23 protein-coding genes and 1 other RNA gene are annotated in these 26657 nt (G+C 60.0%); 5 read left to right on the top strand and 19 right to left on the bottom strand.

Annotated features, from left to right (window positions below; all coding sequences use genetic code 11):
- Positions 1–69 precede the first annotated feature (69 nt).
- On the bottom strand, positions 70–966 hold the full coding sequence (locus QEP12_RS01055; protein WP_219162790.1) for an amino acid ABC transporter substrate-binding protein: 897 nt from the start codon (positions 964–966) through the stop codon (positions 70–72).
- A 320-nt stretch (positions 967–1286) separates the two neighbouring features.
- Positions 1287–2237: a LysR substrate-binding domain-containing protein gene (locus tag QEP12_RS01050; RefSeq protein ID WP_284213093.1), complete on the bottom strand. Its 951-nt coding sequence runs from the start codon at positions 2235–2237 to the stop codon at positions 1287–1289.
- Between the two features lie 197 nt (positions 2238–2434).
- On the opposite strand from QEP12_RS01050, the gene QEP12_RS01045 reads away from it, so the two are divergent.
- The 4 genes from QEP12_RS01045 to QEP12_RS01030 all read left to right on the top strand — a co-directional run bounded on the left by QEP12_RS01045 (position 2435) and on the right by QEP12_RS01030 (position 6202).
- Entirely contained in the window at positions 2435–2995 is a 561-nt protein-coding gene (locus QEP12_RS01045; RefSeq protein ID WP_284213092.1) for a TRAP transporter small permease, read from the top strand.
- The gene (locus QEP12_RS01040; protein ID WP_174862446.1) at positions 2992–4290 is read left to right on the top strand and encodes a TRAP transporter large permease; all 1299 of its coding nucleotides are present in this window, start codon (positions 2992–2994) and stop codon (positions 4288–4290) included. The genes QEP12_RS01045 and QEP12_RS01040 overlap by 4 nt, the downstream gene beginning before the upstream one ends.
- A gap of 62 nt (positions 4291–4352) precedes the next feature.
- Positions 4353–5390, top strand: coding sequence for a DctP family TRAP transporter solute-binding subunit (locus QEP12_RS01035; RefSeq protein WP_284213091.1), 1038 nt, complete (start codon positions 4353–4355; stop codon positions 5388–5390).
- A gap of 419 nt (positions 5391–5809) precedes the next feature.
- Positions 5810–6202: a hypothetical protein gene (locus QEP12_RS01030; protein WP_284213090.1), complete on the top strand. Its 393-nt coding sequence runs from the start codon at positions 5810–5812 to the stop codon at positions 6200–6202.
- 159 nt (positions 6203–6361) lie between these two features.
- Here QEP12_RS01030 and QEP12_RS01025 read toward each other — a convergent pair whose 3' ends face one another.
- On the bottom strand, positions 6362–8191 hold the full coding sequence (locus tag QEP12_RS01025) for a Na/Pi cotransporter family protein (RefSeq protein WP_284213088.1): 1830 nt from the start codon (positions 8189–8191) through the stop codon (positions 6362–6364).
- A gap of 472 nt (positions 8192–8663) precedes the next feature.
- Positions 8664–10484: an ABCB family ABC transporter ATP-binding protein/permease gene (locus tag QEP12_RS01020; RefSeq protein ID WP_284213087.1), complete on the bottom strand. Its 1821-nt coding sequence runs from the start codon at positions 10482–10484 to the stop codon at positions 8664–8666.
- A 46-nt stretch (positions 10485–10530) separates the two neighbouring features.
- On the opposite strand from QEP12_RS01020, the gene QEP12_RS01015 reads away from it, so the two are divergent.
- A complete protein-coding gene (locus QEP12_RS01015; RefSeq protein ID WP_219162798.1) occupies positions 10531–10989 on the top strand; it encodes an acyl-CoA thioesterase in 459 nt (152 codons plus the stop codon).
- 122 nt (positions 10990–11111) lie between these two features.
- Here the strand turns inward: QEP12_RS01015 and QEP12_RS01010 are convergent, their stop codons facing one another.
- From QEP12_RS01010 to argB, 15 genes are all read right to left on the bottom strand, one after another.
- Positions 11112–11675 (bottom strand): bactofilin family protein, encoded by a 564-nt coding sequence (locus tag QEP12_RS01010; protein WP_284213086.1) that lies wholly within the window; start codon positions 11673–11675, stop codon positions 11112–11114.
- A 177-nt stretch (positions 11676–11852) separates the two neighbouring features.
- Complete coding sequence (locus tag QEP12_RS01005) at positions 11853–12344, bottom strand: thioesterase family protein (RefSeq protein ID WP_219162800.1); 492 nt, start codon at positions 12342–12344, stop codon at positions 11853–11855.
- A gap of 270 nt (positions 12345–12614) precedes the next feature.
- Entirely contained in the window at positions 12615–13406 is a 792-nt protein-coding gene (locus QEP12_RS01000) for an enoyl-CoA hydratase (protein WP_284213085.1), read from the bottom strand.
- A gap of 83 nt (positions 13407–13489) precedes the next feature.
- Positions 13490–14347, bottom strand: a complete 858-nt coding sequence (locus QEP12_RS00995; RefSeq protein ID WP_174862444.1) for an acyl-CoA thioesterase — start codon at positions 14345–14347, stop codon at positions 13490–13492.
- Between the two features lies 1 nt (position 14348).
- A complete protein-coding gene (locus QEP12_RS00990; RefSeq protein WP_284213084.1) occupies positions 14349–15377 on the bottom strand; it encodes an alpha/beta hydrolase family protein in 1029 nt (342 codons plus the stop codon).
- 3 nt (positions 15378–15380) lie between these two features.
- Positions 15381–16574 carry an acetyl-CoA C-acyltransferase gene (locus tag QEP12_RS00985; protein ID WP_174862442.1) on the bottom strand — a complete coding sequence of 398 codons (1194 nt, stop codon included), beginning with the start codon at positions 16572–16574 and terminating at the stop codon, positions 15381–15383.
- Between the two features lie 43 nt (positions 16575–16617).
- A non-coding RNA gene (locus QEP12_RS00980) (sX9 sRNA) lies at positions 16618–16692 on the bottom strand.
- Between the two features lie 51 nt (positions 16693–16743).
- Positions 16744–19146 carry a 3-hydroxyacyl-CoA dehydrogenase/enoyl-CoA hydratase family protein gene (locus tag QEP12_RS00975; RefSeq protein WP_284213083.1) on the bottom strand — a complete coding sequence of 801 codons (2403 nt, stop codon included), beginning with the start codon at positions 19144–19146 and terminating at the stop codon, positions 16744–16746.
- Between the two features lie 211 nt (positions 19147–19357).
- Positions 19358–19792: a DUF2147 domain-containing protein gene (locus QEP12_RS00970; RefSeq protein ID WP_174862441.1), complete on the bottom strand. Its 435-nt coding sequence runs from the start codon at positions 19790–19792 to the stop codon at positions 19358–19360.
- 57 nt (positions 19793–19849) lie between these two features.
- On the bottom strand, positions 19850–21646 hold the full coding sequence (locus tag QEP12_RS00965) for an acyl-CoA dehydrogenase C-terminal domain-containing protein (protein ID WP_284213082.1): 1797 nt from the start codon (positions 21644–21646) through the stop codon (positions 19850–19852).
- A gap of 42 nt (positions 21647–21688) precedes the next feature.
- Positions 21689–22390 carry a TetR/AcrR family transcriptional regulator gene (locus tag QEP12_RS00960; RefSeq protein WP_284213081.1) on the bottom strand — a complete coding sequence of 234 codons (702 nt, stop codon included), beginning with the start codon at positions 22388–22390 and terminating at the stop codon, positions 21689–21691.
- Positions 22391–22591: 201 nt separating this feature from the next.
- Entirely contained in the window at positions 22592–23281 is a 690-nt protein-coding gene (gene slmA / locus QEP12_RS00955; RefSeq protein ID WP_219162808.1) for a nucleoid occlusion factor SlmA, read from the bottom strand.
- Between the two features lie 90 nt (positions 23282–23371).
- Entirely contained in the window at positions 23372–24445 is a 1074-nt protein-coding gene (locus QEP12_RS00950) for an ATP-binding protein (protein WP_246253972.1), read from the bottom strand.
- 117 nt (positions 24446–24562) lie between these two features.
- Entirely contained in the window at positions 24563–25285 is a 723-nt protein-coding gene (locus tag QEP12_RS00945) for a response regulator transcription factor (RefSeq protein WP_284213080.1), read from the bottom strand.
- A 332-nt stretch (positions 25286–25617) separates the two neighbouring features.
- Complete coding sequence (argB, locus tag QEP12_RS00940; RefSeq protein ID WP_284213079.1) at positions 25618–26508, bottom strand: acetylglutamate kinase; 891 nt, start codon at positions 26506–26508, stop codon at positions 25618–25620.
- Positions 26509–26657 lie beyond the last annotated feature (149 nt).

The following is a 26657-nucleotide window of genomic DNA, read 5'->3' as shown; positions in this document are numbered from 1 at the left end:
CAGGCCCTCCAACGGAAAACGCCCCGGCCCGCAAGATGCAGGTGGGGCGCGCATCCCGTCGGCTAAGAATTACTTGTTGTAATCTTCCTTAGGCTTGTTGTTGGGGTGGTTCCAAGCATCCTTGGTCGCATCCGACAAAGGCAAGCCTACCGCCACGTTGGCTGGAGGAATCGGCTGGATGAACCACTTGTCCCACAGCTTGGCCAGCGTGCCGTCCTTGACCTGGCGGGCGATGGAATCGTTCACGGCCTTCAGGAAGGCAGGATCGTTCTTGCGCACCATGCAAGCGATTGGCTCGGTGGACAGCGGCTCGCCCACAATCTTGAAATCCTTGGCATTCTTGGACTTCGAGATGTTGCCCGCCAGAATCGAACCGTCCATCACGAACGCATCGGCGCGGCCGGTTTCCAGCAGCAAGAAGCTGTCGGCGTGGTCCTTGCCCATGATGTTCTTGAACTCGATGCCTTCAGCGCGCTTGTTCTGGCGCAGCAACTGCACCGAAGTGGTGCCCGTGGTGGTGGCCACGGTCTTGCCATTCAAGTCCTTGACATCGTTGATGCCAGAGTTGGCCTTCACGGCGATGCGCACTTGCTCCACGTAAGTGGTGTTGGCGAAATCCACATCCTTTTGACGGTTCAGGTCGTTGGTGGTGGAGCCGCACTCCAGATCCACGGTGCCGTTCACGACCAGCGGAATACGGTTTTGCGACGTCACGGGCTGGTACTTGGCTTGCACCTTGGTGCCCAGCTGCTTGCCAATATCGGCCGTGATGTTTTCAGCCATTTCAGTGTGGAAACCCACGTATTTGCCGTCACCCAAGGTGTAGCCCAGTGCACCCGAAGATTCACGCACGCCCAGCGTCAGGCTGCCAGATGCCTTGACCTTCGCCAAAGTGTCATTGGCTTGCGCCATCGCGCTTCCAGTTGCCAACGCCAATACGGCGACTGCCAGCAAATGTTTCTTCATACAGAGCTCCTCAAAGTCAATCTTGGTGAACAAGCAGCCCATCGCTTAACGCATAGGGTCATGCATGATGTACATAATCTGCCACACTTTGTCCGGTATGTGACAGAAATTACCGCCCCTCTCACATCGCCAAGCGGAATGTCTTCCATCGTAAAAGGTTGAAACCGCTTCCAAGAAAAAGTTTGATGCGTACAAACCCCTAAAAAGCTCCATTTTTTGCACTTATTTGGTGAAAAAGGCAAAAAAAAGCGATGTCCCGGTCTCCCGGGAAATCGCTTCGCAAGAGGGTGCTACCACCCTCTTTGCAATCTCTGTGCCAGCTAGTTGGCCTTGCGCTGCTCTTGCTCGGCAGCCAGTTGCTGCAAAAAACTCCACAAGGCCTGCACCACGGTTTTTTGTGCGTCTTTGCCCGTGGGTTTTTCACGGTAGGCCAACACATCCATGGGCAGCTGAAATTTGCTCGACCCTGCCGGCACGGCGCTGACCAGGCGCCCACTGGCCAATTCGTTGCGCACTGCGCTATACGGCAGGAATGCCACGCCATGCCCCTCGATCGCCATGGCTTTCAGGCCTTCGGCCATATCGGTTTCGTAGACACGCTCCAGGTGCACCGGCATGTCTGCTTCTTTGAGGAGCAACTCCGTCAAGCGCCCCAAATAGGCTCCAGGCCCATAAGCCAGGAACGGCAAGGGCTCTGCCGCCGTGCCCGGCAGCATGAACATAGGCTGGCCCTTGGCATCCGGCTTGGCGTAGGGAGCCAGCAGCTCTTCACCCAAACGCACCATTTCATAGCGCGAAGAGTCAAGCTGGAAAGGCTGAGAGCTGTGGTGGTAGGCGATCAGCAAGTCACAGCCGCCTTCCACCAGCCGCATCACGGCATCGTGCACATTCAGCGCAATCAGGCGGCTTTTGAAAGAGCCAAATTGCTCTTGCACCTGCGACACCCACGAGGGGAAGAAGGTAAACGCCAGCGTATGCGGCACGGCGAAGCCCACCATGCCTTTGTCGCTGCTGGAGTGGGCGCGGAGCATGGAGCGCGTGCTTTGCAGCGACTGCAGCATCTCCAGCGCTTGGTCGTACATGGTCTTGCCCGCCGACGTCAGACGCGTAGGGTAAGAGCTGCGATCGACCAAATCGGTACCGGCCCACGCCTCCAGCGCCTGAATACGGCGCGAAAACGCGGGCTGTGTCACATGGCGCAGTTGGGCGGAGCGGCTGAAGCTGCGCGTTTCAGCCAGACTTACAAAGTCTTCAAGCCATTTTGTTTCCATAGCCGTGATTATCGCCTTGCCGGAATCTGACGCCTCAGTAGGTTCCGCATAGTCAATGTAAAAGAAAGCTCCAATAATGCTGCTTGAGCTTGCGCGCCCATCCGTGCCCGAGCTCAGCGTCCGGCTGGCGTGCACAACACAGCCTGCTCCGGAATCGCACCAGCGCCCTCTCTTGCTTCTGTTTTCGATTCCGCGACATGTCCGAACCCACATCCAGCCCGGCCCCTGAGGCCGCAGGCTCTGACGAGCCACGTTCCCTTCGCATTGAAGATTGGCTCACCGTCATCATCATGGCGCTGCTGGCCCTGATCACGTTTGGCAACGTGCTGGTGCGCTATTTCACCGATGCCTCCTTTGCCTGGACCGAAGAAATCTCCATATTTCTGATGATTTTGCTGGCCATGGTGGCTGGCAGCGCAGCCGTCGCGCGCGATCAGCACATCCGCATTGAATTCCTCACCAGTCGCGGCACTGCAGCACGAAAAAGGGCGCTGGCGCGCTTGGGTTCTGCGTCCGTAGCTCTACTTTTTGGATTGCTGGTGGTGCTGAGCGCCCGCGTCGTGTGGGACGACTGGCGCTATGAAGAAACCTCGCCCGGCATTGGTGTGCCGCAGTGGTGGTACTCCATCTGGTTGCCCATTTGCTCGCTGGCCATCACCGCCCGCGCCATTGGCCTGTTCATCCGCCAAGGCAAGCCCGGCGCGTTGGAGAGCGAAATCATCGAGTCCGCCGAAGCCACCAGCAAGGAGCAGCCATGATCGCCACGCTCCTGTTTGTCGCCTTTTTGGTATTGATGTTCTTGGGCGTGCCGATTGGCGCGGCCCTGGGTTTAGCGGGCGCCGCCTGCATTGCGCTGGCCAGTCTGGATACGCAATGGTTCGGCCTGCTGGCTGTGCCGCAAAACTTCTATGCGGGTCTGGGCAAGTACCCGCTCTTGGCCATTCCCATGTTTGTGCTGGTGGGCTCCATCTTTGACCGCTCCGGCGTCGCCGCCCGCTTGGTGAATTTTGCGATTGCCATCGTCGGCCGTGGTGCCGGCATGCTGCCGCTGGTGGCGATTGTGGTGGCCATGTTCTTGGGCGGCATCTCGGGTTCCGGCCCCGCCAATGCGGCGGCTGTGGGCGGCGTGATGATTGCCGCCATGTACCGCGCAGGCTATCCCGGCAGCTTCTCGGCCAGCGTGGTGGGCGCGGCTGCCGCCACCGACATCCTGATTCCGCCTTCGGTGGCCTTCATCATTTACTCGGTGCTGGTGCCCGGCGCCTCGGTACCGGCGCTGTTTGCCGCGGGCATGGTGCCCGGCATTCTGGCGGGCATTGCCTTGATCGTGCCTGCTGTGTGGATGGCGCGCAAACACAAGATGGGCCACCTGGAAGCCGCACTGCCCCGGCCAGAGCTGTGGAAAAGCTTCAAAGAAGCTATTTGGGGCTTGGCCGCGCCCATATTGATTTTGGGCGGTATGCGCGCCGGCTGGTTCACCCCCACCGAGGCCGCAGTGGTGGCCGTGTTCTACGGCCTGTTTGTCGGCATGTGCATCCACCGCACGATTGGCCTGCGCGACCTGTTCACCATCTTGCGCGAAGCCGGTGAGCTGTCGGCCGTGATCATGCTGGTGGTGTCGCTGGCCGGTATTTTTGCCTTCTCACTGTCCACGCTGGGTGTGATTGATCCGGTGGCTGCTGCCATCGTCAACTCCGGCCTGGGTGAATACGGCGTGCTGATGCTGCTGATCTTGCTGCTGATCACCGTCGGCATGTTCCTCGACGGCATCTCCATCTTCCTGATCTTTGTGCCGCTGCTGCTGCCGATCATGAACCACTACCAATGGGACCCCGTGTGGTTTGGCGTCATCCTGACCTTGAAGGTGGCACTGGGCCAATTCACACCACCACTGGCCGTGAACCTGATGGTCTCTTGCCGGATTGCCAACGTGCGCATGGAAAGCACCATCCGCTGGGTGATCCCGATGCTGATCGCCATGTTCGGCGTCATGCTGCTGGTCATTGCCTTCCCGCAGCTGGCGCTGTGGCTGCCCGCCAAGCTGGGCTACTGATTTTTCTGAGTTACTGATTTTTCTGAGTGCTTAAAAACTTAAACCCCAAGAGGAGACAAACCATGAAATTGCGCACTTTCCTGACCGTCACGGCAGCCGCCGCCACTTTGCTCACCATGGGCCTGCCTGCCGCCCATGCGCAAGCCAAGTACAAAGATGAATACCGCCTATCCATCGTGCTGGGCACGGCCTTCCCTTGGGGCAAGGGCGCTGAGCTGTGGGCCAACAAAGTGCGCGAACGCACCCAGGGCCGTATCAACATCAAGCTGTACCCCGGCACCTCCCTGGTCCAGGGCGACCAAACGCGCGAGTTCAGCGCCATCCGCCAAGGCGTGATCGACATGGCCGTGGGCTCCACCATCAACTGGTCGCCCCAGGTCAAGGCGCTGAACCTGTTCTCGCTGCCTTTCCTGTTCCCCGACTACGCGGCGGTGGATGCCGTGGTGCAAGGCCAAGTGGGCCAGGAAATCTTCAAGACCATCGACAAGGCCGGGGTGCTGCCACTGGCTTGGGGGGAAAACGGCTACCGTGAAATCTCCAACTCCAAGCACGCAATTGCCAAGCCCGAAGACCTGAAAGGCATGAAGATCCGCGTGGTTGGCTCGCCCCTGTTCCTAGACACCTTCACGGCCTTGGGTGCCAACCCCACGCAAATGAGCTGGGCCGATGCCCAACCCGCCATGGCCAGCGGCGCCGTGGACGGCCAGGAAAACCCCGTGTCCGTGTACATGGCGGCCAAGCTCAACACCGTGGGCCAAAAGCACCTGACGCTGTGGGGCTACATGAACGATCCGCTGATCTACGTGGTGAACAAGGACGTGTGGGCCAGCTGGACCAAGGAAGACCAAGCCATCGTCAAGCAAGCCGCACTGGATGCCGCCAAAGAGCAAATCGTCATTTCCCGCAAGGGCATGAGCGAAGCCGACAAGCCTTTGGTCAAAGAACTGACTGCCTTGGGCGTGACCGTGACCGACCTGAACGCCGCGCAACGCAAGGTGTTTGCCGACGCCACCAAGAGCGTCTACACCAAGTGGAAGCCCCAGATCGGCACCAACCTGGTGGACATGGCTGAAAAAGCCATCGCGGAGCGCAAGAAGTAATCAGCATGCCGATTTGCCCCTTCACCAAGGGGCCATCTGCACCAAGGAGCCTTCAGGCTCCTTTTTTTCAGCCCATGGATTCGAGCGCGCTGCGCTGCACCCTTCACGCTGCAGCCCCGCGGCCCGCACGACAAGCCAACCCGCGCTGCAACACGTTGCGGATTGGGCACAGTCATTCAAAAAAAATAGTAGCTACCCGCGCAGCACCCATAAGCGATAGGAGCAGTTTTGATTAAAAACCCATAAAACCCCAGCATCAGATTCCATCGCTGCACCAACAAGGGTATTCACTGATATCCGCTACAGTCACGCGTCTTGCTGGAATGACTCTGGTACTTGTAGCGGCAGCTCTCCTGGCTTTGGTATGGCAACGCGCCCCCTCGGTGCGCGCTGCGTGTTGTGTCCGCTGGAGAGTTTTCATGTCTGCCGCTTCCTCTGCTTTCGCGCCCATCCATTCCCCCCGGGATCCCGTCTTGGACCAGCATTTCGCCGCCTCGGTGCTGGTGACTGTGTACCTGATGGTGGGCTGTGCCCTGGCCATGCTCAGCATCATGGGGCTGTGGATGGCTGCCACGCGCCCGCTGCCCACCACCCTGTCCATGCTGGCGTATGCCTGTGCGGCAGCCATGCTGCTGTGGTGGGGCTGGGGTGCCTGGCTCCTACACCAGCACCAGCGCAAACGCCAGGCCAGCCACCGCCACGCGGGTACATCTGCGCTGCAGCCGGTGGCCCCCTGCCCTCAGCACACTACGGCGTCCGCCAGACTGCCACGGCAACAGCGGCCAGTGTCGCTGTTTGGCATGCACCAATAAACACCCGCACAAAAAAAGAGCTGCCCGCGCTGGATACATCAGCGTTGGCAGCTCTTTTTGATGGGCATGGCGAAGGCGTGTTCACCCCACATGGGGTTCACACAGCACGCCCAGAACAAACGTTCACACCTGGGATTGCATGCGGGGTATGCACACACCCTATGCCTGAATCAACGGCGCATCGCCCATCAACAACTGTTGCTGGCGCGCCGCTTCATGGCCCTCGCCCAGCAGCAGCACCTGGCGCAGCCCATGGATGATGGTTTGGGCAAAACCCAAGTCGTTCATCAAGGAGCTGACCGTCAAGCCATCGAGCAAGCCTCCGCGGATCGAAGCAAACAGGTGCTTGCGAAACTGTGCATCAAAAGCGGCCACCGAGGCATCCAGCGCCTGCAGCTCCTGCACCCATTGCGATTCAGGCAGCTCCGACACGCTCAGCACCCGGATGTCTTTCAAGGTTTGCAGCATGTACAGGCGCAGCTCCAGATAGCTGCTGCGCGCGGCGCAGTCATCGGGCTCTTGCAGGTATTTGTACATATTGCGCTGCAAGCGGTGCGCATCCTTCACGGCCTCTACCAACTGAAACGCCGCCACCTGGCTGTGCTGCCAGAATTCTTGCTGGGCGCTGTCCATCGGCTGCACCATGCTGCCCATGAACTCCAGCAAATCGGCATACACGCCCTTGATGTGGGTTTTGTAGAGCACATCGGCATTGATCGCCTGCTGCTGCAAACGGCTGCGCAGGTCGGGGTCTTCACGCTCCAGCGCAGTGCGCAGCAGGGGCGGGGCATACAGGGCATACGCCACAACTTCCAGCCCCAGGCGCCCCATATGCTGCAGCTCTTTGGAGACGGCACTGCACGCGCTTTCCACCGTTTGCAGCGACGCAGGCCGCAAATAGCGCGCACGTGTGGTCTGCACCACCTGCGTGGCGTCCGCCGCAATCAGCACCGAGGGTTCTTGCGCATCGGGCAGCCAGCGCTCCAGCGCCTTGGCCAGTTGCTGCTGCAGCGGCCAAAAAACGCCCACGCCCATCACGTTGAACAAGGTGTGGAACATGGCCAGCTGGATCAGCTTGTTGCCTCCCATGCCCATCAGCCCTGCCCCCTGCATGACCACCCATGCCATGGGTGACAGCAAGAAAAACGCCAGCACCGCCGTGGTGCAGTTGAACACCACGTGTGCCACCGCCAAACGCTGGCCGCTGCGGGCACTGCCAATCATGCCCATCACACCGGTCGACACGGCAGAGCCGACGTTTGAGCCAATCGCAATCGACAGCGCCTGCGACAGCTCCAGTTGCTGGCTGGCCAACGCGGCCAGCGTCAGCATCAACGTGGCATGGCTCGATTGCAGCACCACGGTAATCAAGGTGCCTACCCCCACAAAGAGCAAAGCCCCTTGCATGCCCTGCGCGCTGTAGCGATCCAGGCGCAAATCACCAAAGCTGGAAAAACCTTCCTTGATTTGGTCAATGCCAAAAAAAATCAGTGAAATGCCCAGCAAAAAGCGGCCAATGGCTTTGCCTTTGTCGCCCGAAAAGCCCAGCAGCACACCAAACACCAGCAACGGCATGGCCAGCTTGGCCATGCTGATGTTCTGCCCCGCCAAGGCCAGCAGCCAAATGCCGCTGGTGGCCCCCAAATTGGCACCAAACAGCACGGCAATGCTGCCTGCCAAGGAGATCAAGCCCGTGCTCAAGAACGCAATGGTCAGCAGCGACACCAGGGTGCTGGACTGCAGCACAAAGGTTGCCGCCGTCCCAAACAGCAGCCCCTTGAAAGGGGTGGCCGTGCTTTTGGAAAGCCACTGCTCCAGCTTGCCACCGGCCAGACTTTTGAGGCCTTGCTCCAGGCTCTGCATGCCAAACAGAAACAAGGCCAAGCCCGCGCACAGCACCAGCCAGCCAGCGCTGTACCAGAACGACCATGCCAAAGCCGCAAAGGCCAGCACGATGAGGGAATGTTTGGAATAGACGGGGCTGAGCACGTCGCACCTTTGCAATTTTGGGGTGGGGTGATAGAGCGACGCCGCAGCACCACGCTGCGCGTACAGAACGAACCGCTGGGGCCTTTTGAGTGGGCCCCCTGCAGCCTCACGGCCTGTCGCTGGCGCTCACTCGGGCCATGTGACTGCGCGCGGTCGCTAGCGTGCACAGCGTCACAAAACCGTGCAGTGTAGGACAGCCCAGTTGTTCCAACCGGGGTAACCAAGGGCGATCCTCTGAAATGTAACCGCCGATTGCCCCTGCGCCAATCCACGTCCGCGGCGGCAGCGCCCAACGCTATCCACCACTTTCCGCCTCCCCACACGCACGGCCTCGCCGTAGGTGCGGAGTGCGCCGACCAATACCCATCCCGCGGTGCCAAGTGCGTGACAGAACACCGCAAAAAACCATCCAACCAGGCTTTAGCGCAAGTATGGCAATCGCTTACAGCTATCAAAAAGATGAATACACGGCCTATTCCACCACATCGGCACTTTGCTGCAAGGCCCACATCTGGGCATAACGCCCGCCTTGGGCCAGCAAGTCCGCGTGGGTGCCGCGTTCGATGATGCGCCCTGCCTCCATCACCAAAATCTCATGCGCATCCACCACCGTCGACAGGCGGTGCGCAATCACCAGCGTGGTTTTGCCTTGGGCAGCGCTGGCCAGCTCGTGCTGGATGGCACGCTCCGTCTGGCTGTCCAACGCAGAAGTGGCTTCATCAAAAATCAGCACGGGCGGGTCTTTGAGCAAGGTGCGCGCAATCGCCACGCGCTGTTTTTCGCCACCCGAGAGCTTCAAGCCGCGCTCGCCCACCTTGGTGGCATAACCCTGGGGCGTGGCCGCAATAAAGCCATGAATGCGCGCAGCCCGGGCCACGGCTTCAATCTGCGCCTGGGTGGCGCCGGGGCGGCCATAGGCAATGTTGTAGGCCACGGTGTCGTTGAACAGCACCGTGTCTTGCGGCACGATGCCAATCGCTTTGCGCACACTGGCCTGCGTGACCGTGCGGATGTCCTGCCCGGCAATGGAAATCTTGCCGCTTTGCACGTCATAAAACCGGTACAGCAATCGCGCCAGCGTGCTTTTGCCGGCACCCGAAGCGCCCACCACGGCCACGGTTTTGCCTGCGGGAATCTCAAAACTCACGCCCTGCAAAATGGGGCGTTCGGGGTCGTAGGCAAACTGCACATTCTCAAAACGCACCGTGGGCTGGCCCTGCAGCTGCAAGGGCTGGGCGCCAGGGGGGTCGGCCACCTCGCGCTCTTTGTCCATGAGGGCGAACATGCGCGAGAGGTCGGCCATGCTCTGCTTGATTTCGCGGTAGAGCGTGCCCAGAAAGTTCAGCGGAACGTACAGCTGAATCATGAAGGCGTTGACCATGACAAAGTCCCCCAGCGACAGCTCACCCGCGACCACGCCTTGCGTGGCACGCCACAGCATGGCTACCAGGGCCGTGGCAATAATGAGTTGCTGGCCGCCATTGAGCAGGCTTAAGCTACGCTGGCTTTTGAGGCGCACGCGGCGCAACTCCTGCAGGTTCTCGTCGTAGCGGCGCGCTTCAAAGTCTTCGTTGTTGAAGTATTTGACGGTTTCGTAGTTCAGCAGTGCATCCACCGCCTTGGTGTGGGCGGCCGAATCCTGCACATTGGCCGCACGGCGAAACTGGGTGCGCCACTCGGTGACTTTCACGGTGAACGTGATGTAGCACACCAGCGCCACCGCCGCGATGGCGGCAAAACCGGCATCAAAGGTGAACGCCAAAATACCCAGCACCAGCAGCATTTCAATCAGCGTGGGCAAGATGCTGTAGAGCGTATACGAGACCAGCGATTCGGTGCTGCGCACGCCGCGTTCAATGTCACGCGTCATGCCCCCGGTTTGCCGCTCCAGGTGAAAACGCAGGCTCAACGCATGCAAATGGCGAAACGTCTCCAGCGCAATTGAACGCGACGCCCCTTGCGTGGCCTTGGCAAACACCAGGTCGCGCAGTTCCGTCAACAGCGAAGTGGAAAAGCGCAGCGCGCCATACGCCAGCAGCAAGCCCACGGGCACCACCAGCAGGGCGGCGCTATCGCCGGGTTGCACATTCAAGGCATCGACCAGTTGCTTGAGCAGCAGCGGCACGCCCACATTGGCCAGCTTGGCCCCCACCATGAACAGCAGTGCCGCCAGCACGCGCCATTTGTATTGCCACAGATAGGGCAGCAACCGGCGCAGGGCCGACCATTCGGCCGCATTAGCCACATTGGAAGCTGAGGGTTCTGAAGAAGCTGGTTCGCCACCACGTCGCATAAGAGACAATTCCGCGTTGTTCGTTTTTGTTGCCAGATTGTCACCCATGCCCCGTCCTTCTGATTTGCCCAGCGTTGCATTGCCTACCGATAAGCAGTTGATCCTCAAGGTCGTGCCCATGCCCGGAGATTGCAACGCCAATGGCGATATTTTTGGTGGCTGGGTGATGTCGCAGGTTGACTTGGCGGGCTGCACCTTGGCCATGCGTTTAGCAGGTGGCCGCATGGCGACCGTCGCGGTCAAAGAGTTTGTCTTCAAGCACCCGATCCGCGTGGGTGATGTTGTGTCGCTGTACGGCTGCGTAACCCGCGTGGGGCGCACCTCGGTCACCGTCGATATCGAGGTGTTTGCCGAGCGCATGAGCCGCCAGGGTGAATACGTCAAGGTGACCGAAGCCGTGCTGACCTATGTGGCGATTGACGCCGAAGGTAACCCCCGCCCCATGAACACCCCCGCGCCTGCGGAAGAAGGCCCTACCTCCATCTTGCCCCAGCAAGAAGACTGAAGACTTCAGGCTGAAAGCGCGCTGCACCCCGGTTTCAGCCTTTCAAAAAAGCCAAAGCCCAGACGCAGTGGCGCTGGGCTTTTTTTTGATGCGCATGCAACGGCGCTTGCGCGCCGCCGCCCTCACGCAGCCGCGATGGCTACGGCAGCGCTGCTGGCTGGGGCAGTTTTGCTGCTGCGCGGGCCCACACCCACTTCAATTTCCCCAGAGAGCTGGCCGCCCTCTTCAATCACAATCTTGCCGTAGCGAATCTTGCCGCTGACCTTGCCGGTGCTGTGAATCACCAGCTTCTGGCGCACGGTGAGCGATCCGGCAAACTCACCGTGAATCTCGGCAATGTCAATCTCGGCCGAGCCGTGGAATGCCCCCTGCTGCGCAATCTGGATCACGCGCGAGTCCATCGTGGCCTCGACCGTGCCCTCCACCACCAAGGTGTCGCAATCGGTGATCTCCACGCCTTTGAGCTTGATGTTGGGGCCCACCGTCAGCTTGCTGCCGCCCTGTTCGGTCGTTGTAGCGGGGGCCGTGCTGGCTGTGCTGGCACTGTTTTCTACGGTGCGCGCGCTGGCAGCGGGTTCACTGCTGGCGGCCGTGGCGCTGCTGGATAGGCCTCCCAACGAACTGCCGGGACGGGTCGAAAATGTTTGCGGCTCACGCTTGGTAAAAAAGGGGCTGTTCACGGCCATGCATCCTCCAGATAGAAAGCCTTGAGCTTAGAAAGCCAGGGCCCATCGCCCCACCCTCGTTTCGCAACAAGCGTAAGCAAAGACTTCGATTGTGGCGTCTGCTTACGCCTGTTGCCTGCACATACAACCAGCGCCGCATGCAGCGCCCTGCCAACCGCACTAGCTACAAAAAACGTATCAAGACGTGATGTAGGCCGCCATGCCCGCTGCCAGCACTTCCCCTTGTTCGCTCAAAAATTCCATGCGCGTGGTGGCCACGCGCGAGCCCAGCCGCAGCACTTCGGCGCGCACGCTGAAGCGCTCACCAATGCCGGGGCGCATATAGTCCACGCGCAAATCAATCGTCCCCAGTTTGGCAAAGCGCTCGGCACGTTTCATCGGGGGCTCGTCCATGTGTTTGGCACTGATGGCACTCATCACCGCAATGCCCGCCATCGCATCCAGCGCCGCACTGATCACGCCGCCATGAATGCGCTGATAGGTCGCGTGCCCCACCAACTCAGGCTTCATCTCCAGCGTGGCCGTGGCCACCGTGGCGTTGGCGCTTTCCAGCTTGAGCCCCAGCACCTTGTTGAAAGGAATGAATTCTTCGGTCACATGCTTGAGCACCGCCATGAATTCGGGCTCAAACTGAAAGTCCGCTGCAGGCACCGATCGTTGGTGGGACATAGGCAATCAACAAAAAAGTGAGCTACCAGCGCTTTTATTTGCTTGATTTCCAGCACAAAAGCATCGGAAATCCAAGTAAATCAAGCACTAGCAGCTCTAGTTTTTAAGAAAAATATTTTCTCTTTGAACAAAAACGCGCTCCCGCTGCGCGCCAACGGCCTGCTACTGCAGGCCTACCGACTTCAGCACTTGCTGAAATCAGGCTTTCTCTTTGAACGAAACTGCTCGCGCGCTTCGCGCTAACGGTCTGCACACGCAGACCTACCAACTTCAGCAGTTGCTGAAGTTGGGCTTGCGCTTTTCCATGAACGCAGTGAAGGCTTCGCGGGCGGCGGGCTGGGTCAGCATGCTGCCAAAACTTTGGCCTTCTTCGGCCATCTTGGCCTTGATTTCCTCGCGCTGGCCGCCCTTCATCAAACGCTTGGTTTCCACCAAGGCCGACAAGGGTTTGGCGGCCAGCTTGGCGGCTTGCGCCTGGGCCACACCGTTCACTTCGGTGGGCGGCACCACGCGGTTGACCAAGCCCACTTCCAAGGCGGCTTCCGCCATGAAAGGCTCTCCCAGCAGCAGCGCTTCTGCTGCGCGCTGGTAGCCCATCAGGCGGGGCAGCAGCAGGCTGGATGCCGCCTCAGGGCACAGCCCCAGGTTCACAAATGGCATGGAAAACGCTGCGTTGTCGCCCGCATACACCAGGTCGCAGTGCAGCAGCATGGTAGTGCCGATCCCCACGGCGGGGCCGGCCACGGCGGCAATCAGCGGCTTGGGAAAATCCGCCAAGGCATGCAAAAACTGGAACACCGGACTTTGCTGGGGCAGGCCATCATTGCCGCCTTGGCGCGCCAGGAAGTCGCCAATGTCGTTGCCGGCGCTGAACACGGTGGCATCGCCTTGCAGCACCACCACGCGCACGTCAGCATCATCGACGGCGCTGGTCAGTGCGGCAGCCATCGCGGCATACATGGCTTGGGTGATGGAATTTTTTTTCTCCACACGGTTGAGCGTGATGGTGCGCACACCGGCTTCGGTATGCACCAGGATGTCTTGCTGGGTGGTGTCTGTCATGGGTTTTCCTGAAAAAAAAAAGCGCATGCGCGCGCTCAGCCAGCGGCGGTGCAAGGCACCGCTACCGGCTTTGGCACACGGCCTTACTCTTTGTAATAAACAATTTGGTGGCTGGTGGCCAGCAAGCTGCCTTCGGCATCCCACAGCTGAGCGGTCTGGTCGAAGTAGCCATTGCGAAAAGCCTGGGCACTGGCCTGCGCCAGCAGGTGGCGATCACCTTGGCGCGCCAATTGCGCGGCGTCAGCGTGGAAATATACGGTCATCCCGACCGTCCCCGCCGGAACCCGGCGTGCACGGCGCAGCCACACGCGGGGGAAAAACACATCACACAGTGCTGCCAGAGCCGCAAAGTCCAGCGCGCGCGCAGGTTCATCGCGCACCCACAGCTGGGACAAGGTTTCGTGCTCACTGTCATCCCATGTTTTGGGAATGGCACCTTGCACCACCCGCATGTCATAGCGCTGCAGCCACTCCATCGCACCGCGCGTGTCAAACCGCTCACAGCGTTCGGGGGCCGGCATGGCCGGATGGGGCACATCATCTTGGCTGAAGGTCGCGCGGCGCACGGCCGTAATCACGGTGGCGGTGGTGGACACCAGAAACTCACCTTGCACATTGGTCTGGCCCATGACCACTGTCCAGTGCTGGGTCGAGCGGTTGGTGCGCACCGGTACGGCTTCAATGCGCAGATCACCAGCTTCTACCGGGCCTGCGAAGTTGACGGTGAGGGAGATGGGCTCACCCAGCAAAGCGGGATGCTGCAGCACGGCTTGCAGCATCTGCGCGGCGGTGATGCCCCCGTAGGGGCCCACCATGTTCCAGTACGCGGCAGGCGCCTGGGCTTGCACGCTGCCGTCTGGCAGCGGCGTCATGCACAACGCGACATCCAGGGGGTGAAGGCCAGTCACTGCATCCTTGTGAGAATCTTGAGGGGCGCTCATATCATGGGTTCTCCGAGAAAAGCTCACCTTGCCCGGGCTGGTTGTCCACAGCCCCGGTGCTCCGTGCCATCTTAGAGAATGTAGAGCTTGTGCCTGCAGATGGCTGACCCTTAGGCGTCAGCTGGCTTTCCCCGCAACGCCAGCGCTCTAGCACCGCCAAAGCACGTGGCCACAGGCAAGACGCCATCTCAGCACGGAAAAACCCAAAATGGCCGATACGGCGGCCCGGCACCTCCAGCATGCGCAGGCGCTCCATGCTTTGGGGGCAGTTGCGGTACCAGCTGACCAGCGATGCGGTCGAGCGCCAGGACATCATTTCATCGTCTTCTACCGAAAACGCATGCAAGGGGTAGCGTGCAGCGGCGTACGCTGTGCGCAGCACTTCTCCTTCTACGCCGATGCCGTAGTTGGGGTGCATGCACCACGCCCGCCACTGCCACACCACGCCCGCAGGCAAGTCCCCCACCAGCCCCCATTTCTTACCGGGAAAGCAGCCGCACAACGTCGTCACCACGGGGGCAATCACATGCCACCACAGCAGCACTTTGCGGCGTGTGGGCGGCGCATTGTCGCGCCAGTAACCGCTGCCACTGGCAATCGCCAGCATGCCGTCAATCGGCATATGGCTGCCATGAATGCCCGGTAATTGCGCACCCACGCTATGCCCTATCCAGTACAGCGGCACCCCGGGCATGTGCTGGCGCCGGTGCTTTGCGACGGCTGCACAGTCGGCGGCCCAGTCGAGCAAATTTGCTTGCGCTTGTTTCAACGGCCGCTGCAAAGACTCTGCATGGCCACGGTAATCAAAAGTGGTGACGGCATAGCCGTGGGCCGCCAACCATTGTGCCAGCGGTGTGTAAAACCGCTGCGGCACACCCACCGCCGCAGCGATGATGACCTGCCCGAGCACTTGCTGATCAACAGGCTGGCAGTGGCGCAAGGCCAATGGCCCCGCAGCCCCTGCCACCTGCAACGCAGACGCTTGCCAGCGCACCTCGACACCCTGGCTGGCTGTGCGTGCGTCTGCCATGGTTTACACGCGCTCGAAGATACCGGCAGCGCCCTGCCCCGTACCCACACACATGGTCACCATGCCGTACTTCAGCTTGTGGCGGCGCAGCGCATGCACCACCGTGGCGGCACGGATCGCACCGGTTGCACCCAAGGGGTGACCCAACGCAATCGCGCCGCCCATGGGGTTGACCTTGGCGGGATTCAATCCCAGCGTGTTCATCACCGCCAACGACTGGGCCGCGAACGCTTCGTTCAACTCGTACCAGTCGATGTCTTGCGAATTAATGCCTGCGTAGCGCAGCGCAGCAGGAATCGCCTCAATCGGGCCAATGCCCATGATTTCCGGCGGTACGCCACGGGCTGCAAAGCTCACAAAGCGCGCCAGCGGGGTCAGGCCAAACTGCTTGACGGCTTTCTCGCTGGCCAAAATCAAAGCACCGGCGCCGTCACTGGTCTGCGACGAGTTGCCCGCCGTGACCGAACCGCGCGCCGCAAACACCGGCTTGAGCTTGCCCAGCGCTTCCAGCGTGGTGTCCGGGCGGGGGCCTTCATCCAGGTTCACGGTTCGGGTCTTGGTGATGACCTCACCGTTGGCCAGATTCGGGAAACGCTCGACGATCTCGAAGGGCGTGATTTCATCGGTGAACTCCCCCGCCTGCTGCGCCTTCACAGCGCGCAGGTGCGACTCCAGCGCAAACGCGTCTTGCTGCTCGCGGCTCACCTTCCACTGCTGCGCCACCTTCTCGGCGGTCAAGCCCATGCCGTAGGCAATGCCCACATCTTCGTCCCGCGCAAACACCGCAGGGTTGAACGAGGGCTTGTTGCCGCCCATGGGCACCATGCTCATGGACTCGGCCCCGCCCGCGATCAGCACATCGGCTTCACCGATGCGAATGCGGTCGGCCGCCATCTGGATGGCCGAGATGCCAGAGGCGCAAAAGCGGTTCACGGTGATACCGCCCACAGGGTGGTTGAACGCCAACCCCATGGCGATGCGAGCCATGTTCATGCCCTGCTCGCCTTCGGGGAAGGAGCAACCAATGATGGAGTCTTCAATCGCCTTGGGGTCCAGCGTGGGCACTTGCAGCATGGCCGACTTGATCGCGGCCACCAGCAAATCGTCAGGTCGGGTATTTTTGAAATAACCGCGGCCCGAACGACCGATGGGCGTGCGTGTGGCGGCAACGATGTACGCGTCTTGTACTTGTTTCATTTTTTGATCTTTCAGGAATTTATTTGAAAGACACTGCGTTCGCGGCTGAGGAAGCGTCGCGAGCGGCCTTCAGGCAAGGCGGACGGAGCGCAACCACCGCAACGTACTTGCGGTACGTGAGGATGGTGAGCACCGCCCAATGCGGCATGAAGGACGCGCAGTAGCTTCATCAGTTGCGAACGGGCTTGCCGGTGTTGAGCATGCCGAGAATGCGCTCGTGCGTCTTGGGCTGGCCAATCAAATGGCAGAACGCCTTGCGCTCCAGCGCCAGCAGGTATTCCTCGGTCACCATTGAGTTGGCTTCCACCTCGCCGCCGCACACAATCTCGGCAATCAGCGTGGCGATCTTGAAGTCGTACGCGCTGATAAAACCGCCGTCACGCATGTTCACCAACTGGGCCTTGATGGTGGCAATGCCACTGCGGCCCGCCACGGGGAACAGGCGCTTGAGCGGTGGGCGCCAGCCGCCTGCGGCCATGCTCTTGGCTTCATTGATGGCAGTGAACAGCACTTCATCTTTGTGCGGCACGATGATGTCGGAATCCAGCAGGTAACCCAGCTTGCGCGACTCGATGGCGCTGGTGCCCACCTTGGCCATGGCCGCAGCCGTAAAGCCTTCGGTCAGGAAAGGCAGGATGTCTTTGCTGGTGCTGCTCTTGGCATTTTCTGCAGCGCGGCGGGCGATGTAAGTCAGACCACCGGCACCGGGGATCAGGCCCACGCCCACTTCCACCAGGCCGATGTAGCTTTCCATGTGGGCCACGCGGCGGGCCGAGTACACAGCCAGCTCGCAACCGCCGCCCAGCGCCATGCCGTGTATGGCCGCCACCACTGGCACCTGCGCATAACGAATACGCAGCATCAGGTTTTGCAACTCGCCCTCGATGCTGTCGATGGCATCGGCGCCACCAATCAAGAAGGCAGGCATGGTGGCTTCCAGGTCTGCACCCACGCTGAACGGTGCATCACCGGACCAGATCACCATGCCCTGGAAGTCCTGCTCGGCCATATCCACGGCTTCCATCAAGCCTTCCATGACTTCGGGGCTGATGGCGTGCATCTTGTTCTTGATGCTGGCGATCAGAATCTCGCCATCCAGCGTCCAGGTGCGCAGCGCCTTGGATTCGAACAGGGTAGTACCGGCGGTCTTCCAATCGGGCAAGTTATCTTCACCCAGCAGTTTTTCAGGGAAAAGCTGTCTTTCGTAGACAGGCAGTATGCGGCGCGCTACAAATTTGTTGTGCGCGGGGCTCCACGAGCCTTCGGCGGTGTGCACACCACCAGCCTGCGCCACCGGGCCTTCAAACACCCACTTCGGCAGCGGCGCCTTGCACAGCGCCTTGCCTGCGTCGATGTCTTCCTGAATCATCTGGGCGACTTGCAGCCAGCCCGCTTCTTGCCACAGCTCAAACGGGCCCTGCTTCATGCCGAAGCCCCAGCGCATGGCCTGGTCCACATCGCGCGCCGATTCGGCAATGGTTTCCAGATGGATGGCCGCGTAGTGAAAGCTGTTGCGCAGAATGGCCCACAGGAACTGGCCGGGCGCGCCCTCGGCGTTGCGCAGCAGTTTCAGGCGCTCGGCCGCAGGCTTTTTGAGCATGCGCGCATACACCTCATCGGCCTTGCCACCGGCGGGGATGTAGTCCTCGCTGTCCAGCTCAAACTGCAGAATGTCGCGGCCCACCTTCTTGTAGAAACCGGCCTTGGTCTTTTGGCCCAGATGGCCCAGCTCAATCAGCTTGGCCAGCACGGGGGGCGTGCCAAAGCTGCCGTAGAACGGATCGGTCTCCAGGCTCAAGGTGTCTTGCAGCGTCTTGATGACGTGGGCCATGGTATCCAGGCCCACCACGTCGGCGGTGCGGAAGGTGCCCGAGGAGGCCCGGCCCAGCTTCTTGCCGGTCAAATCGTCCACCACGTCATAGGTCAGGCCGAAGTTCTCGACCTCCTTCATGGTCGACAGCATGCCGGCAATACCGATGCGGTTGGCGATGAAGTTGGGCGTGTCTTTGGCGCGCACCACACCCTTGCCCAGACCGCTGGTGACAAAGGCTTCCAGCTGGTCCAGCACTTCAGGGTTGGTGGTGGGGGTGTTGATCAGCTCCACCAACGGCATGTAACGCGGTGGGTTGAAGAAGTGAATCCCGCAAAAACGCGGCTTGATGGCTTCAGGCAGCGCCTCGGACAGCTTGGTGATGCTCAGGCCCGAGGTGTTGGAGGCCACCAGCGCGTGCTTGGCAATGAAAGGCGCGACCTTGGTGTACAGATCGAGCTTCCAGTCCATGCGCTCGGCAATCGCCTCAATGATGAGGTCGCAGCCCTTGAGCAGCTTCAGGTGTTCTTCGTAGTTGGCGGGCTGAATCAGATCGGCATCTTCGGCCACCCCAATCGGTGAGGGCTTGAGCTTTTTCAAGTTGGCAATCGCCTTTTCAGCAATACCGCTCTTGGGGCCTTCCTTGGCCGGCAGGTCAAACAGAATGACCGGCACCTTGACGTTGACCAGGTGCGCGGCAATTTGCGCACCCATCACGCCTGCGCCCAGTACGGCGACTTTTTTTACATTGAATCGGGACATGAGATGTTCCATGGAATGCAGACCCGTCAGGCCTGCACGGCGCCCCACCAGGATGGCGCCGTGCAGGCTGGGTCAGCGTTGTTCTTCTTTAGACCGCCAACACCACCCTGGATACGTCGTTGCTTTGCCTAGTCGTACGCTGGTACGGCCTGCGGCTTCGCGCCCCGTCTCCAAGGCAAATCTTCGATTTGCTGGGTGGTGTTATCGACTCTTACTGCACGCGCACCCAGGTTTGGGTGCGCCCAAAGGGGCCGATAGAGCCACGTACTTCCAGCTTCTTGCCGCCTTCCACTGGGGTCAGGCGCAAGGTGTAGGTCTTGCCGTTTTCAGGGTCGAGGATCTTGCCGTCTTCCCACACGGTTTTGCCTTCGGCCTGCTTGGCGCCACGGATGATTTCCAGCCCGACCATGGGGGCGTTTTTGCGGTCATCCGTGCACTTGTCACACACCGCATGCGGATCGGCACCTTCGCGCAACAAGCGCTCCACCTTGCCGGTCAGCACACCCCCCTGGTCAGAGATGCGCACCTCCGACTTGGGCGCACCGGTTTTTTCATCCAAGCTCTTCCACAGACCCACGGGGGTCATCTGCGCCATGGCAGGCACAGAGAACGCTACAAACATCAGAGCTGCTAGCGCTTTATTCATCAAAACCTCCGTATCAAAGAATTTCACATTGAAGGAAATACGTGCGCCTGCAGCTACTTAATTCAGAGCAGCATCGGTATCCATCAACACCTTGCTGCCCGCACGGGCAGTGCGCATCAAGGTGACGGTCTCAGGGAACAACTTGGCAAAGTAAAAGCGTGCGGTCTGCAGCTTGCCCACGTAGAATGGATCGGTGTTGCCTGCGGCAATGGCACGCAGCGCCACCTGCGCCATGCGGGCAAACAGGTAGCCAAACACCAGGTGACCGGCCACGCGCAGGTAGTCCACCGATGCAGCGCCCACTTCGTCGGGGTTTTGCATGCCCTTGAAGCCGATTTCGGTGGTGAACTTGGTCATCTGGTCGCCCAGCATGGCGATGGGGTTGATAAATTCCGCCATCTTTTCATTGACGCCTTCTTCTTCCACCAGCTGCGCCACCAGCTTGCCAAATTTCTTCAACGTAGCGCCCTGGTTGCCCAACACCTTGCGGCCCAGCAAGTCCAGCGCCTGCACGCCGTTGGTGCCCTCGTAGATCATGTTGATGCGGTTGTCGCGCACATACTGCTCCATACCCCACTCTTTGATAAAGCCGTGGCCGCCAAACACCTGCTGGCAGGCGGTGGTGGAGATCCAGCCGTTGTCGGTCAGGAAGGCTTTGACGATGGGCGTTAGCAACGCGACCAACTCACCACTGTCTTTGCGTACTTTTTCATCGGGGTGGTTCAGCTCTTTGTCGATCAACAAAGCGCAGAACGTGGACAGCGCACGGCCACCTTCGGCATAGGCCTTGGCCGTCAGCAGCATGCGGCGCACATCGGGGTGCACGATGATGGGGTCAGCAGGCTTGTCTTTAGCCTTGGTGCCCGAGAGGCTGCGCATCTGCAGGCGGTCTTTGGCGTAGGCCAGCGCGTTTTGGTAGGCCACTTCGGTCAGACCCAGCGACTGGTTGCCCACGCCCAGGCGCGCTGCATTCATCATCACGAACATGGCCTGCAAGCCCTTGTTGGGCTGGCCCACCATCTCACCTACGGCGTCTTCCATCACGATCTGCGCGGTCGCGTTGGACTTGATGCCCATCTTGTGCTCCAGGCCACCGCAGTAAATGCCGTTGCGGCTGCCCAGGCTGCCATCCGCATTCACGTGGTACTTGGGCACCACAAACAGGCTGATGCCCTTGGAGCCTGCAGGTGCGTCCGGCAGGCGCGCCAGCACCAGGTGCACGATGTTGGAGGTGAAGTCGTGCTCACCGGCCGAGATGAAGATCTTGTTGCCGGTAATCTTGTAGGTGCCATCGGCCTGCGGTTCGGCCTTGGTGCGCAGCAGGCCCAGGTCGGTGCCGCAGTGGGGTTCGGTCAGGCACATGGTGCCGGTCCACTCGCCACTGGTCAGCTTGGGCAGGTACTTGGCCTTGAGCGCATCGGAGCCGTGGGCGTGCAGGGCTTCATAGGCACCGTGCGACAAGCCGGGGTACATGGTCCAGGCCTGGTTGGCGCTGTTGAGCATTTCGTACAAGGCCGAGTTGATCGCAAACGGCAGGCCTTGGCCACCGTACTCCGGGTCGCACGACAGCGCAGGCCAGCCGCCTTCCACAAATTGCTGGTAGGCCTCTTTGTAGCCCTTTGGCGTGGTCACTTCGTGCGTGGTTTTGTCCAGCTGGCAGCCCTCTTCGTCACCACTGATGTTCAGCGGGAAAGTGACGTTGGCCGCGAACTTGCCCGCCTCTTCCAGCACGGCATTGATGGTGTCGGCATCCACCTCTGCGTGCTTGGGCAATGCCTTGTACTCGTCTTCCAGATGGAAGACTTCGTGCATCAAAAATTGCATATCGCGCAAAGGCGGGTTGTAGCTGGGCATGGTGTGTCTCCTGGTCTAATCAGTAATAAAGTCGTGAAAAATTCAAGCCTTGGGGGTGGCCGCAGCACGGTCACCGCAGCGCTGCAAAATATGTTCAAAGCCAGTCAAGGCACGCTGCAAGGCGCCAGCGCTGCGCAAAAAGCGCGCTTCGTAATGCAGCACCAAAATCAGGCCGTGAATTTCAGAAAGAATTTGGTCCGCATCGGCATCCACGGGCAGGTCGCCCAGCTCTTTGCACTGCTCAATCGTGCGGCGCAGCGCGGCATGCCAGGTACCGACCGAGTTGACCAGCGCCTCACGCACTGGGCCGATGTTGTCTTGGAACTCGATCGCGCCGCTGATATAGATACAGCCGGAATCGAGCTCGATCGTGGTGCGCTTCATCCAGTTGTCAAACAATGCGCGCAGGCGCGGCAAACCCCGTGCGACCTGCATGGCGGGGTAGAACACCTCCTGCTCAAAACGCTGGTGGTATTCGCGAATCACAGAAATCTGGAGTTCTTCGCGCGAGCCAAAATGGGCAAAAACGCCCGACTTGCTCATTTGCGTCACTTCAGCCAGACCGCCGATCGAGAGGCTTTCCAAGCCGTTGTGCATGGCCAGCTGCAAGGCAGCATCAATAATGTGTGCCTTGGTTTGCAGCCCTTTGGCAGAGACGCGGTGCCCCGTCGACGCGCCGCGTTGCTTAGGCACCAGCGAGGAAGAAGTGGGAACCGTAGGGAAAATGTGTGGGGTCGAAGACATGCATCACCAATAAAAACGAACGTTCGTTCTTTTTTAATCGTAAAAACATCCCCTCGCTTTGAGCATTGGTGCTAACCCTTGGCTTGGTGAGATTTTTCACCTCCCCTTGAACAAACCATTCATAGCGCCATAAAAAAAGGGTGACAGCATGGCTGTCACCCTTGGTGCATCAGTAGATGCAGTGGATCAGTGGGGCACCACTCAGATCATCATCGCCAGGCTGGCGTCCAGGTGCTCGGTCGGTTGACGGCGAAAGCCGGTGCGGACAAAGCGCTGTAAGCGGCCCTGCACGAACGACATGAGCACGCTGGCGGCCACTTGGGCATCCACCGTGGGCATGGCAGAGCCCAGAGCGCCTGCGGCAGGGCGCAGGCACTGGCGCAGCGTGGACTCAATCCGGTCAAAGAACTGGTTCATGCGCGCTTGCAGGCGGTCGTGCTCCAGCAGCAGGGCATCGCCCACCAGCACACGCACCATGCCAGGGTTGCGCTCACCAAACTGCAGCACCAAAGCGACGATGCGCGCCGCACGGCGGGCTCCATCTTCGGGGGTGTATTCCAGCGCTTCGCCGTCGCGGCCCGCCACTTGCTGCACGAGCGAGAACACCGATTGCTCGATGAAGTCGATCAAGCCTTCAAACATTTGGGCTTTGCTGGCGAAATGGCGGTACAGCGCGGCCTCGCTGACCGAGAGGCTGGCGGCCAATGCGGCCGTGGTGATGCGGTCGCTGCCGGGCTTTTCCAGCATGGCAGCCAGTGCCTGAAGAATCTGCTCACGACGCTCACCAGGTTTAGGGCGCTTGCGCGTGCGGGGTTGCTCCTCCAACGTGGCGTTAGCAACTACAGTCTCGGCTGTTTTGGTCAGAGGGCTCAGAACTTCAGATACGGACATAAGGCAAGCAAATCAACAGATAAATCGATTCATTCTCTCACAGAGAATTGTGGAAGTAACCGTTTGTCAGATCAACCGAATCGGAAGTTGTCACTCCCCAAATAACAGCTGAACTTTCATTCCGGCCTCGTTGGCGCCTTTACCGAAATACAAGGCGGCGCCGTGTTCTTGTGCTATTTCTTCTGCAATAGCCAGCCCCAGGCCCGTGCCTTCCGCTTGCGCACCAGGCACACGATAAAAGCGCTGCGTCAAGCGTGTGTACTCACCCACAGGCACGCCGGGGCCATCATCTTCGACTTCGACATAAGCGCGCACCTGCCGCTCATCGCCAACGTGTTTACCACAGCGCAAGGTGACCTGGCCGCCGGAGGGCGTGTATTTGATGGCATTGTCCAAAAGATTGCTGATTAATTCGCGAAGCAGCCATTCGTGGCCGCTTACGTGCGCAGATTCGGCCTCCAGCCCTAAATCCAAACCTTTTTCAAGCGCGCTGTCCAGAAACGATTCCAGCAGCGTTTCGCACAGGCTTTTCAAATCCACTCGCTGGGCGGCTTCGCCTTGCCCCAGTCGGCTGTCCACGCGCGACAGCGCCAGCAGCTGGTTGGCCAGCTGTGTGGTACGGCGCGAAGCCTGGCGCAGCTGGTCTACCTGCTGTGCAGGCAAATGGATGGTTTTCTCCGGCGCGGCATGCGCCATCAAGGCCCAGGCCTCCACCTGCGACTGCAAGGCAGCCAACGGTGTGCGCAGCTGGTGCGCCGCATCGGCAATAAAGCGCTGCTGGGCGTTGCGCTCTGCATGGGCACGCGCAAACAGGCGGTTGAGCGCCTCGGCCATGGTGCGCACCTCCATCGGGTCTTCGGGTGCAATCGCAATTTGCCCCAAATCTTTGGGTGAGCGCGCCTGCACGGACTGTGCCAAGGTAATCCAAGGCGCCAAGGCATTGCGGGCGGCCAGATGTGCCATGGCGGCCAGCAGCAGCAACATGACCAGCGCTGGCAAGGCGGCCACCAGCACATCGCCCCAGCGCGGCGGCTGCCCCGGGTATGCCGCAATCTGTGCCGCCACGCTGTAACCCAGCCACACCGCGGCAGCCAGCAGCCCCAAGACGGGCAGCAACATAGGCAGCAGCAACGCCACCAAACGCTTGCGAACCAGCAGATGCATGGGCTTCATCAATCAAACAAGAGAGCTGTCAGCGCTTGATTCACGGAGACTTCAGATACTTTTCTATTTGAAATCCTTGATTAATGAGCACTAGCAGCTATAAAAGTTGTAAAAAAACTAACTGGCTGCAGTTTCTGCCTGCAGCAAATCGAGGCGGTAGCCAAAACCCCGGATGGACCGCAGCGCCACGCCGTGGGGCTCCAGCTTGGCGCGCAGGCGCGAGACATACACTTCCACAGCGTTAGGCGTGATCTCTTTGTCCCAGCCGGTCAGCGCCTGCAGCAACTTGTCTTTGCTGGCGGGTTTGGGCGCGTGGATCAGCAAATACTCCAGCACCGTCCATTCACGCGGCCCCAGGTCAATGCTTTGCAATTCACCAGCGCCTTCTTCGCCGCCCGTCCACACGCCCACGCTGTGCGCGGCAGTATCCAGCGCCAAAGGTCCAAAACTGAGCACCGCACTATTAGCGGCCTGCGAACGGCGCAGGAGTGCACGCAAGCGCGCCAGCAGCTCGGGCAACTCATAGGGCTTGACCATGTAGTCGTCCGCCCCCAAATCCAGCCCTCGCACGCGGTCGTGCAACCCATCGCGCGCCGTGAGCATCAAGACCGGCATGCTGGCGCAAGCCATGCCTTTGCTGCGCATGCGGTGCAGCAGCTCCAGCCCATCCATGCCAGACAGGCCAATATCCAAAATCGCAATATCAAATGACTCTTGCGCCAGCACCTCCAAGGCACGTTCCGCACTACTGACCCAGTCCACCGCGTAGCCCGCGTCGGTCAGCCCGAGCTTCATGCCGCTGGCCACCATCAAATCGTCTTCAACCAGCAAAAGCCGCATTCCAAGCCCCCTTATGCGCGCCTTTTTCTCTATCAGGCTCTGCACTTGCTTTTGAGCCGCTCATACCCCACCCAGCAAATCTTGGATTTGCGATGGAGACGAAACGCGAAGCCGCCTTCAGTACCAAAGTACGTCCAGGCAAAGTCACGACGCATCCAGGGTGGTATGTGCGGGTCTTCGATGCTGCAATCCGCACGCGGAACTGCTTTCCCGTTTTCAGCAGCCATATTAGTGAGTTTTTGTCACTGCCGTGACTATTTGGAATTTGAGCCGCCCATGAAAAAACGCTGAGGCTTGGGGCGCTCAGCGTTTTTAAGAATGCATTAAGTCAATCAGTGGCTGCGGATCATGGTGCCGTAAGCCTGATCGGTCAGGATCTCCAGCAGCATCGAATGCGGCACGCGGCCATCAATGATATGCACGGCATTCACGCCCGCCTTGGCAGCATCGAGCGCACCGCTGATCTTGGGCAACATGCCGCCAGAGATGGTGCCATCCGCAAACAGACCATCAATTTCACGCGCAGTCAGATCGGTCAACAAATTGCCGCCCTTGTCCAAAACGCCGGGGGTATTGGTCAGCAGCACCAGTTTTTCAGCCTGCAGCACCGTCGCCAGCTTGCTGGCCACCACGTCGGCATTGATGTTGTAGCTCTCGTTCTCTTCGCCAAAGCCGATGGGGCTAATCACCGGAATGAAGGCATCATCTTGTAGCGCCTGCACCACGCTGGGGTCAATCGCCACAATATCGCCCACCTGACCCACGTCGTGTTCGATGGATGGATCTCTGTTATCCACCATCTTCAGCTTCTTGGCGCGAATCAGCCCGCCATCACGCCCCGTCAAGCCCACAGCCTTACCGCCTGCCTGGTGAATCAGGCCCACGATGTCCTGCTGCACCTCACCGGCCAGCACCCACTCCACCACTTCCATGGTCTCCGCGTCGGTCACGCGCATGCCCTGGATGAATTCGCCCTTCTTGCCCAATCGGTTCAGTGCGGTTTCAATCTGCGGGCCCCCGCCATGCACCACCACCGGGTTGATCCCCACCAACTTCAAAAGCACCACATCTTCGGCAAAGTCCGCCTGCAGCGCAGGGTCGGTCATGGCATTGCCGCCATACTTGATCACCATGGTCTTGCCATGGAACTTGCGGATGTAAGGCAGCGCCTGCGCCAGAATCTCTGCTTTGTCGCGGGGGGTGATGTGGGAAAGGGTTGTCATGGTCATCTACCAGCAGTACATGGGACAATAAAGTCAAACAAACTTTGCATTGTGCCCCAGTCCACGCTGGTGGCACACATAGCTACGCCCCCACATGTTCTTCAGTCACTTCTCTCCGCTAGAGTTGGCACGCTTTGATGCCCTCATTG

The organism is Comamonas jiangduensis, from assembly GCF_030162955.1.
GTDB lineage: Bacteria > Pseudomonadota > Gammaproteobacteria > Burkholderiales > Burkholderiaceae_C > Comamonas > Comamonas jiangduensis.
Note: the sequence above shows the minus strand (reverse complement) of the source record. Positions and strands in the feature narration are given on the sequence as shown.

What these genes read in the sequence shown, in the direction of transcription:
- QEP12_RS01055 (WP_219162790.1), bottom strand. Translation starts at nt 966, where the DNA reads ATGAAGAAACATTTGCTGGCAGTCGCCGTATTGGCGTTGGCAACTGGA.
- QEP12_RS01050 (WP_284213093.1), bottom strand. Translation starts at nt 2,237, where the DNA reads ATGGAAACAAAATGGCTTGAAGACTTTGTAAGTCTGGCTGAAACGCGC.
- QEP12_RS01045 (WP_284213092.1), top strand. Translation starts at nt 2,435, where the DNA reads ATGTCCGAACCCACATCCAGCCCGGCCCCTGAGGCCGCAGGCTCTGAC.
- QEP12_RS01040 (WP_174862446.1), top strand. Translation starts at nt 2,992, where the DNA reads ATGATCGCCACGCTCCTGTTTGTCGCCTTTTTGGTATTGATGTTCTTG.
- QEP12_RS01035 (WP_284213091.1), top strand. Translation starts at nt 4,353, where the DNA reads ATGAAATTGCGCACTTTCCTGACCGTCACGGCAGCCGCCGCCACTTTG.
- QEP12_RS01030 (WP_284213090.1), top strand. Translation starts at nt 5,810, where the DNA reads ATGTCTGCCGCTTCCTCTGCTTTCGCGCCCATCCATTCCCCCCGGGAT.
- QEP12_RS01020 (WP_284213087.1), bottom strand. Translation starts at nt 10,484, where the DNA reads ATGCGACGTGGTGGCGAACCAGCTTCTTCAGAACCCTCAGCTTCCAAT.
- QEP12_RS01015 (WP_219162798.1), top strand. Translation starts at nt 10,531, where the DNA reads ATGCCCCGTCCTTCTGATTTGCCCAGCGTTGCATTGCCTACCGATAAG.
- QEP12_RS01010 (WP_284213086.1), bottom strand. Translation starts at nt 11,675, where the DNA reads ATGGCCGTGAACAGCCCCTTTTTTACCAAGCGTGAGCCGCAAACATTT.
- QEP12_RS01005 (WP_219162800.1), bottom strand. Translation starts at nt 12,344, where the DNA reads ATGTCCCACCAACGATCGGTGCCTGCAGCGGACTTTCAGTTTGAGCCC.
- QEP12_RS01000 (WP_284213085.1), bottom strand. Translation starts at nt 13,406, where the DNA reads ATGACAGACACCACCCAGCAAGACATCCTGGTGCATACCGAAGCCGGT.
- QEP12_RS00995 (WP_174862444.1), bottom strand. Translation starts at nt 14,347, where the DNA reads ATGAGCGCCCCTCAAGATTCTCACAAGGATGCAGTGACTGGCCTTCAC.
- QEP12_RS00990 (WP_284213084.1), bottom strand. Translation starts at nt 15,377, where the DNA reads ATGGCAGACGCACGCACAGCCAGCCAGGGTGTCGAGGTGCGCTGGCAA.
- QEP12_RS00985 (WP_174862442.1), bottom strand. Translation starts at nt 16,574, where the DNA reads ATGAAACAAGTACAAGACGCGTACATCGTTGCCGCCACACGCACGCCC.
- QEP12_RS00975 (WP_284213083.1), bottom strand. Translation starts at nt 19,146, where the DNA reads ATGTCCCGATTCAATGTAAAAAAAGTCGCCGTACTGGGCGCAGGCGTG.
- QEP12_RS00970 (WP_174862441.1), bottom strand. Translation starts at nt 19,792, where the DNA reads ATGAATAAAGCGCTAGCAGCTCTGATGTTTGTAGCGTTCTCTGTGCCT.
- QEP12_RS00965 (WP_284213082.1), bottom strand. Translation starts at nt 21,646, where the DNA reads ATGCCCAGCTACAACCCGCCTTTGCGCGATATGCAATTTTTGATGCAC.
- QEP12_RS00960 (WP_284213081.1), bottom strand. Translation starts at nt 22,390, where the DNA reads ATGTCTTCGACCCCACACATTTTCCCTACGGTTCCCACTTCTTCCTCG.
- slmA (WP_219162808.1), bottom strand. Translation starts at nt 23,281, where the DNA reads ATGTCCGTATCTGAAGTTCTGAGCCCTCTGACCAAAACAGCCGAGACT.
- QEP12_RS00950 (WP_246253972.1), bottom strand. Translation starts at nt 24,445, where the DNA reads ATGCATCTGCTGGTTCGCAAGCGTTTGGTGGCGTTGCTGCTGCCTATG.
- QEP12_RS00945 (WP_284213080.1), bottom strand. Translation starts at nt 25,285, where the DNA reads ATGCGGCTTTTGCTGGTTGAAGACGATTTGATGGTGGCCAGCGGCATG.
- argB (WP_284213079.1), bottom strand. Translation starts at nt 26,508, where the DNA reads ATGACAACCCTTTCCCACATCACCCCCCGCGACAAAGCAGAGATTCTG.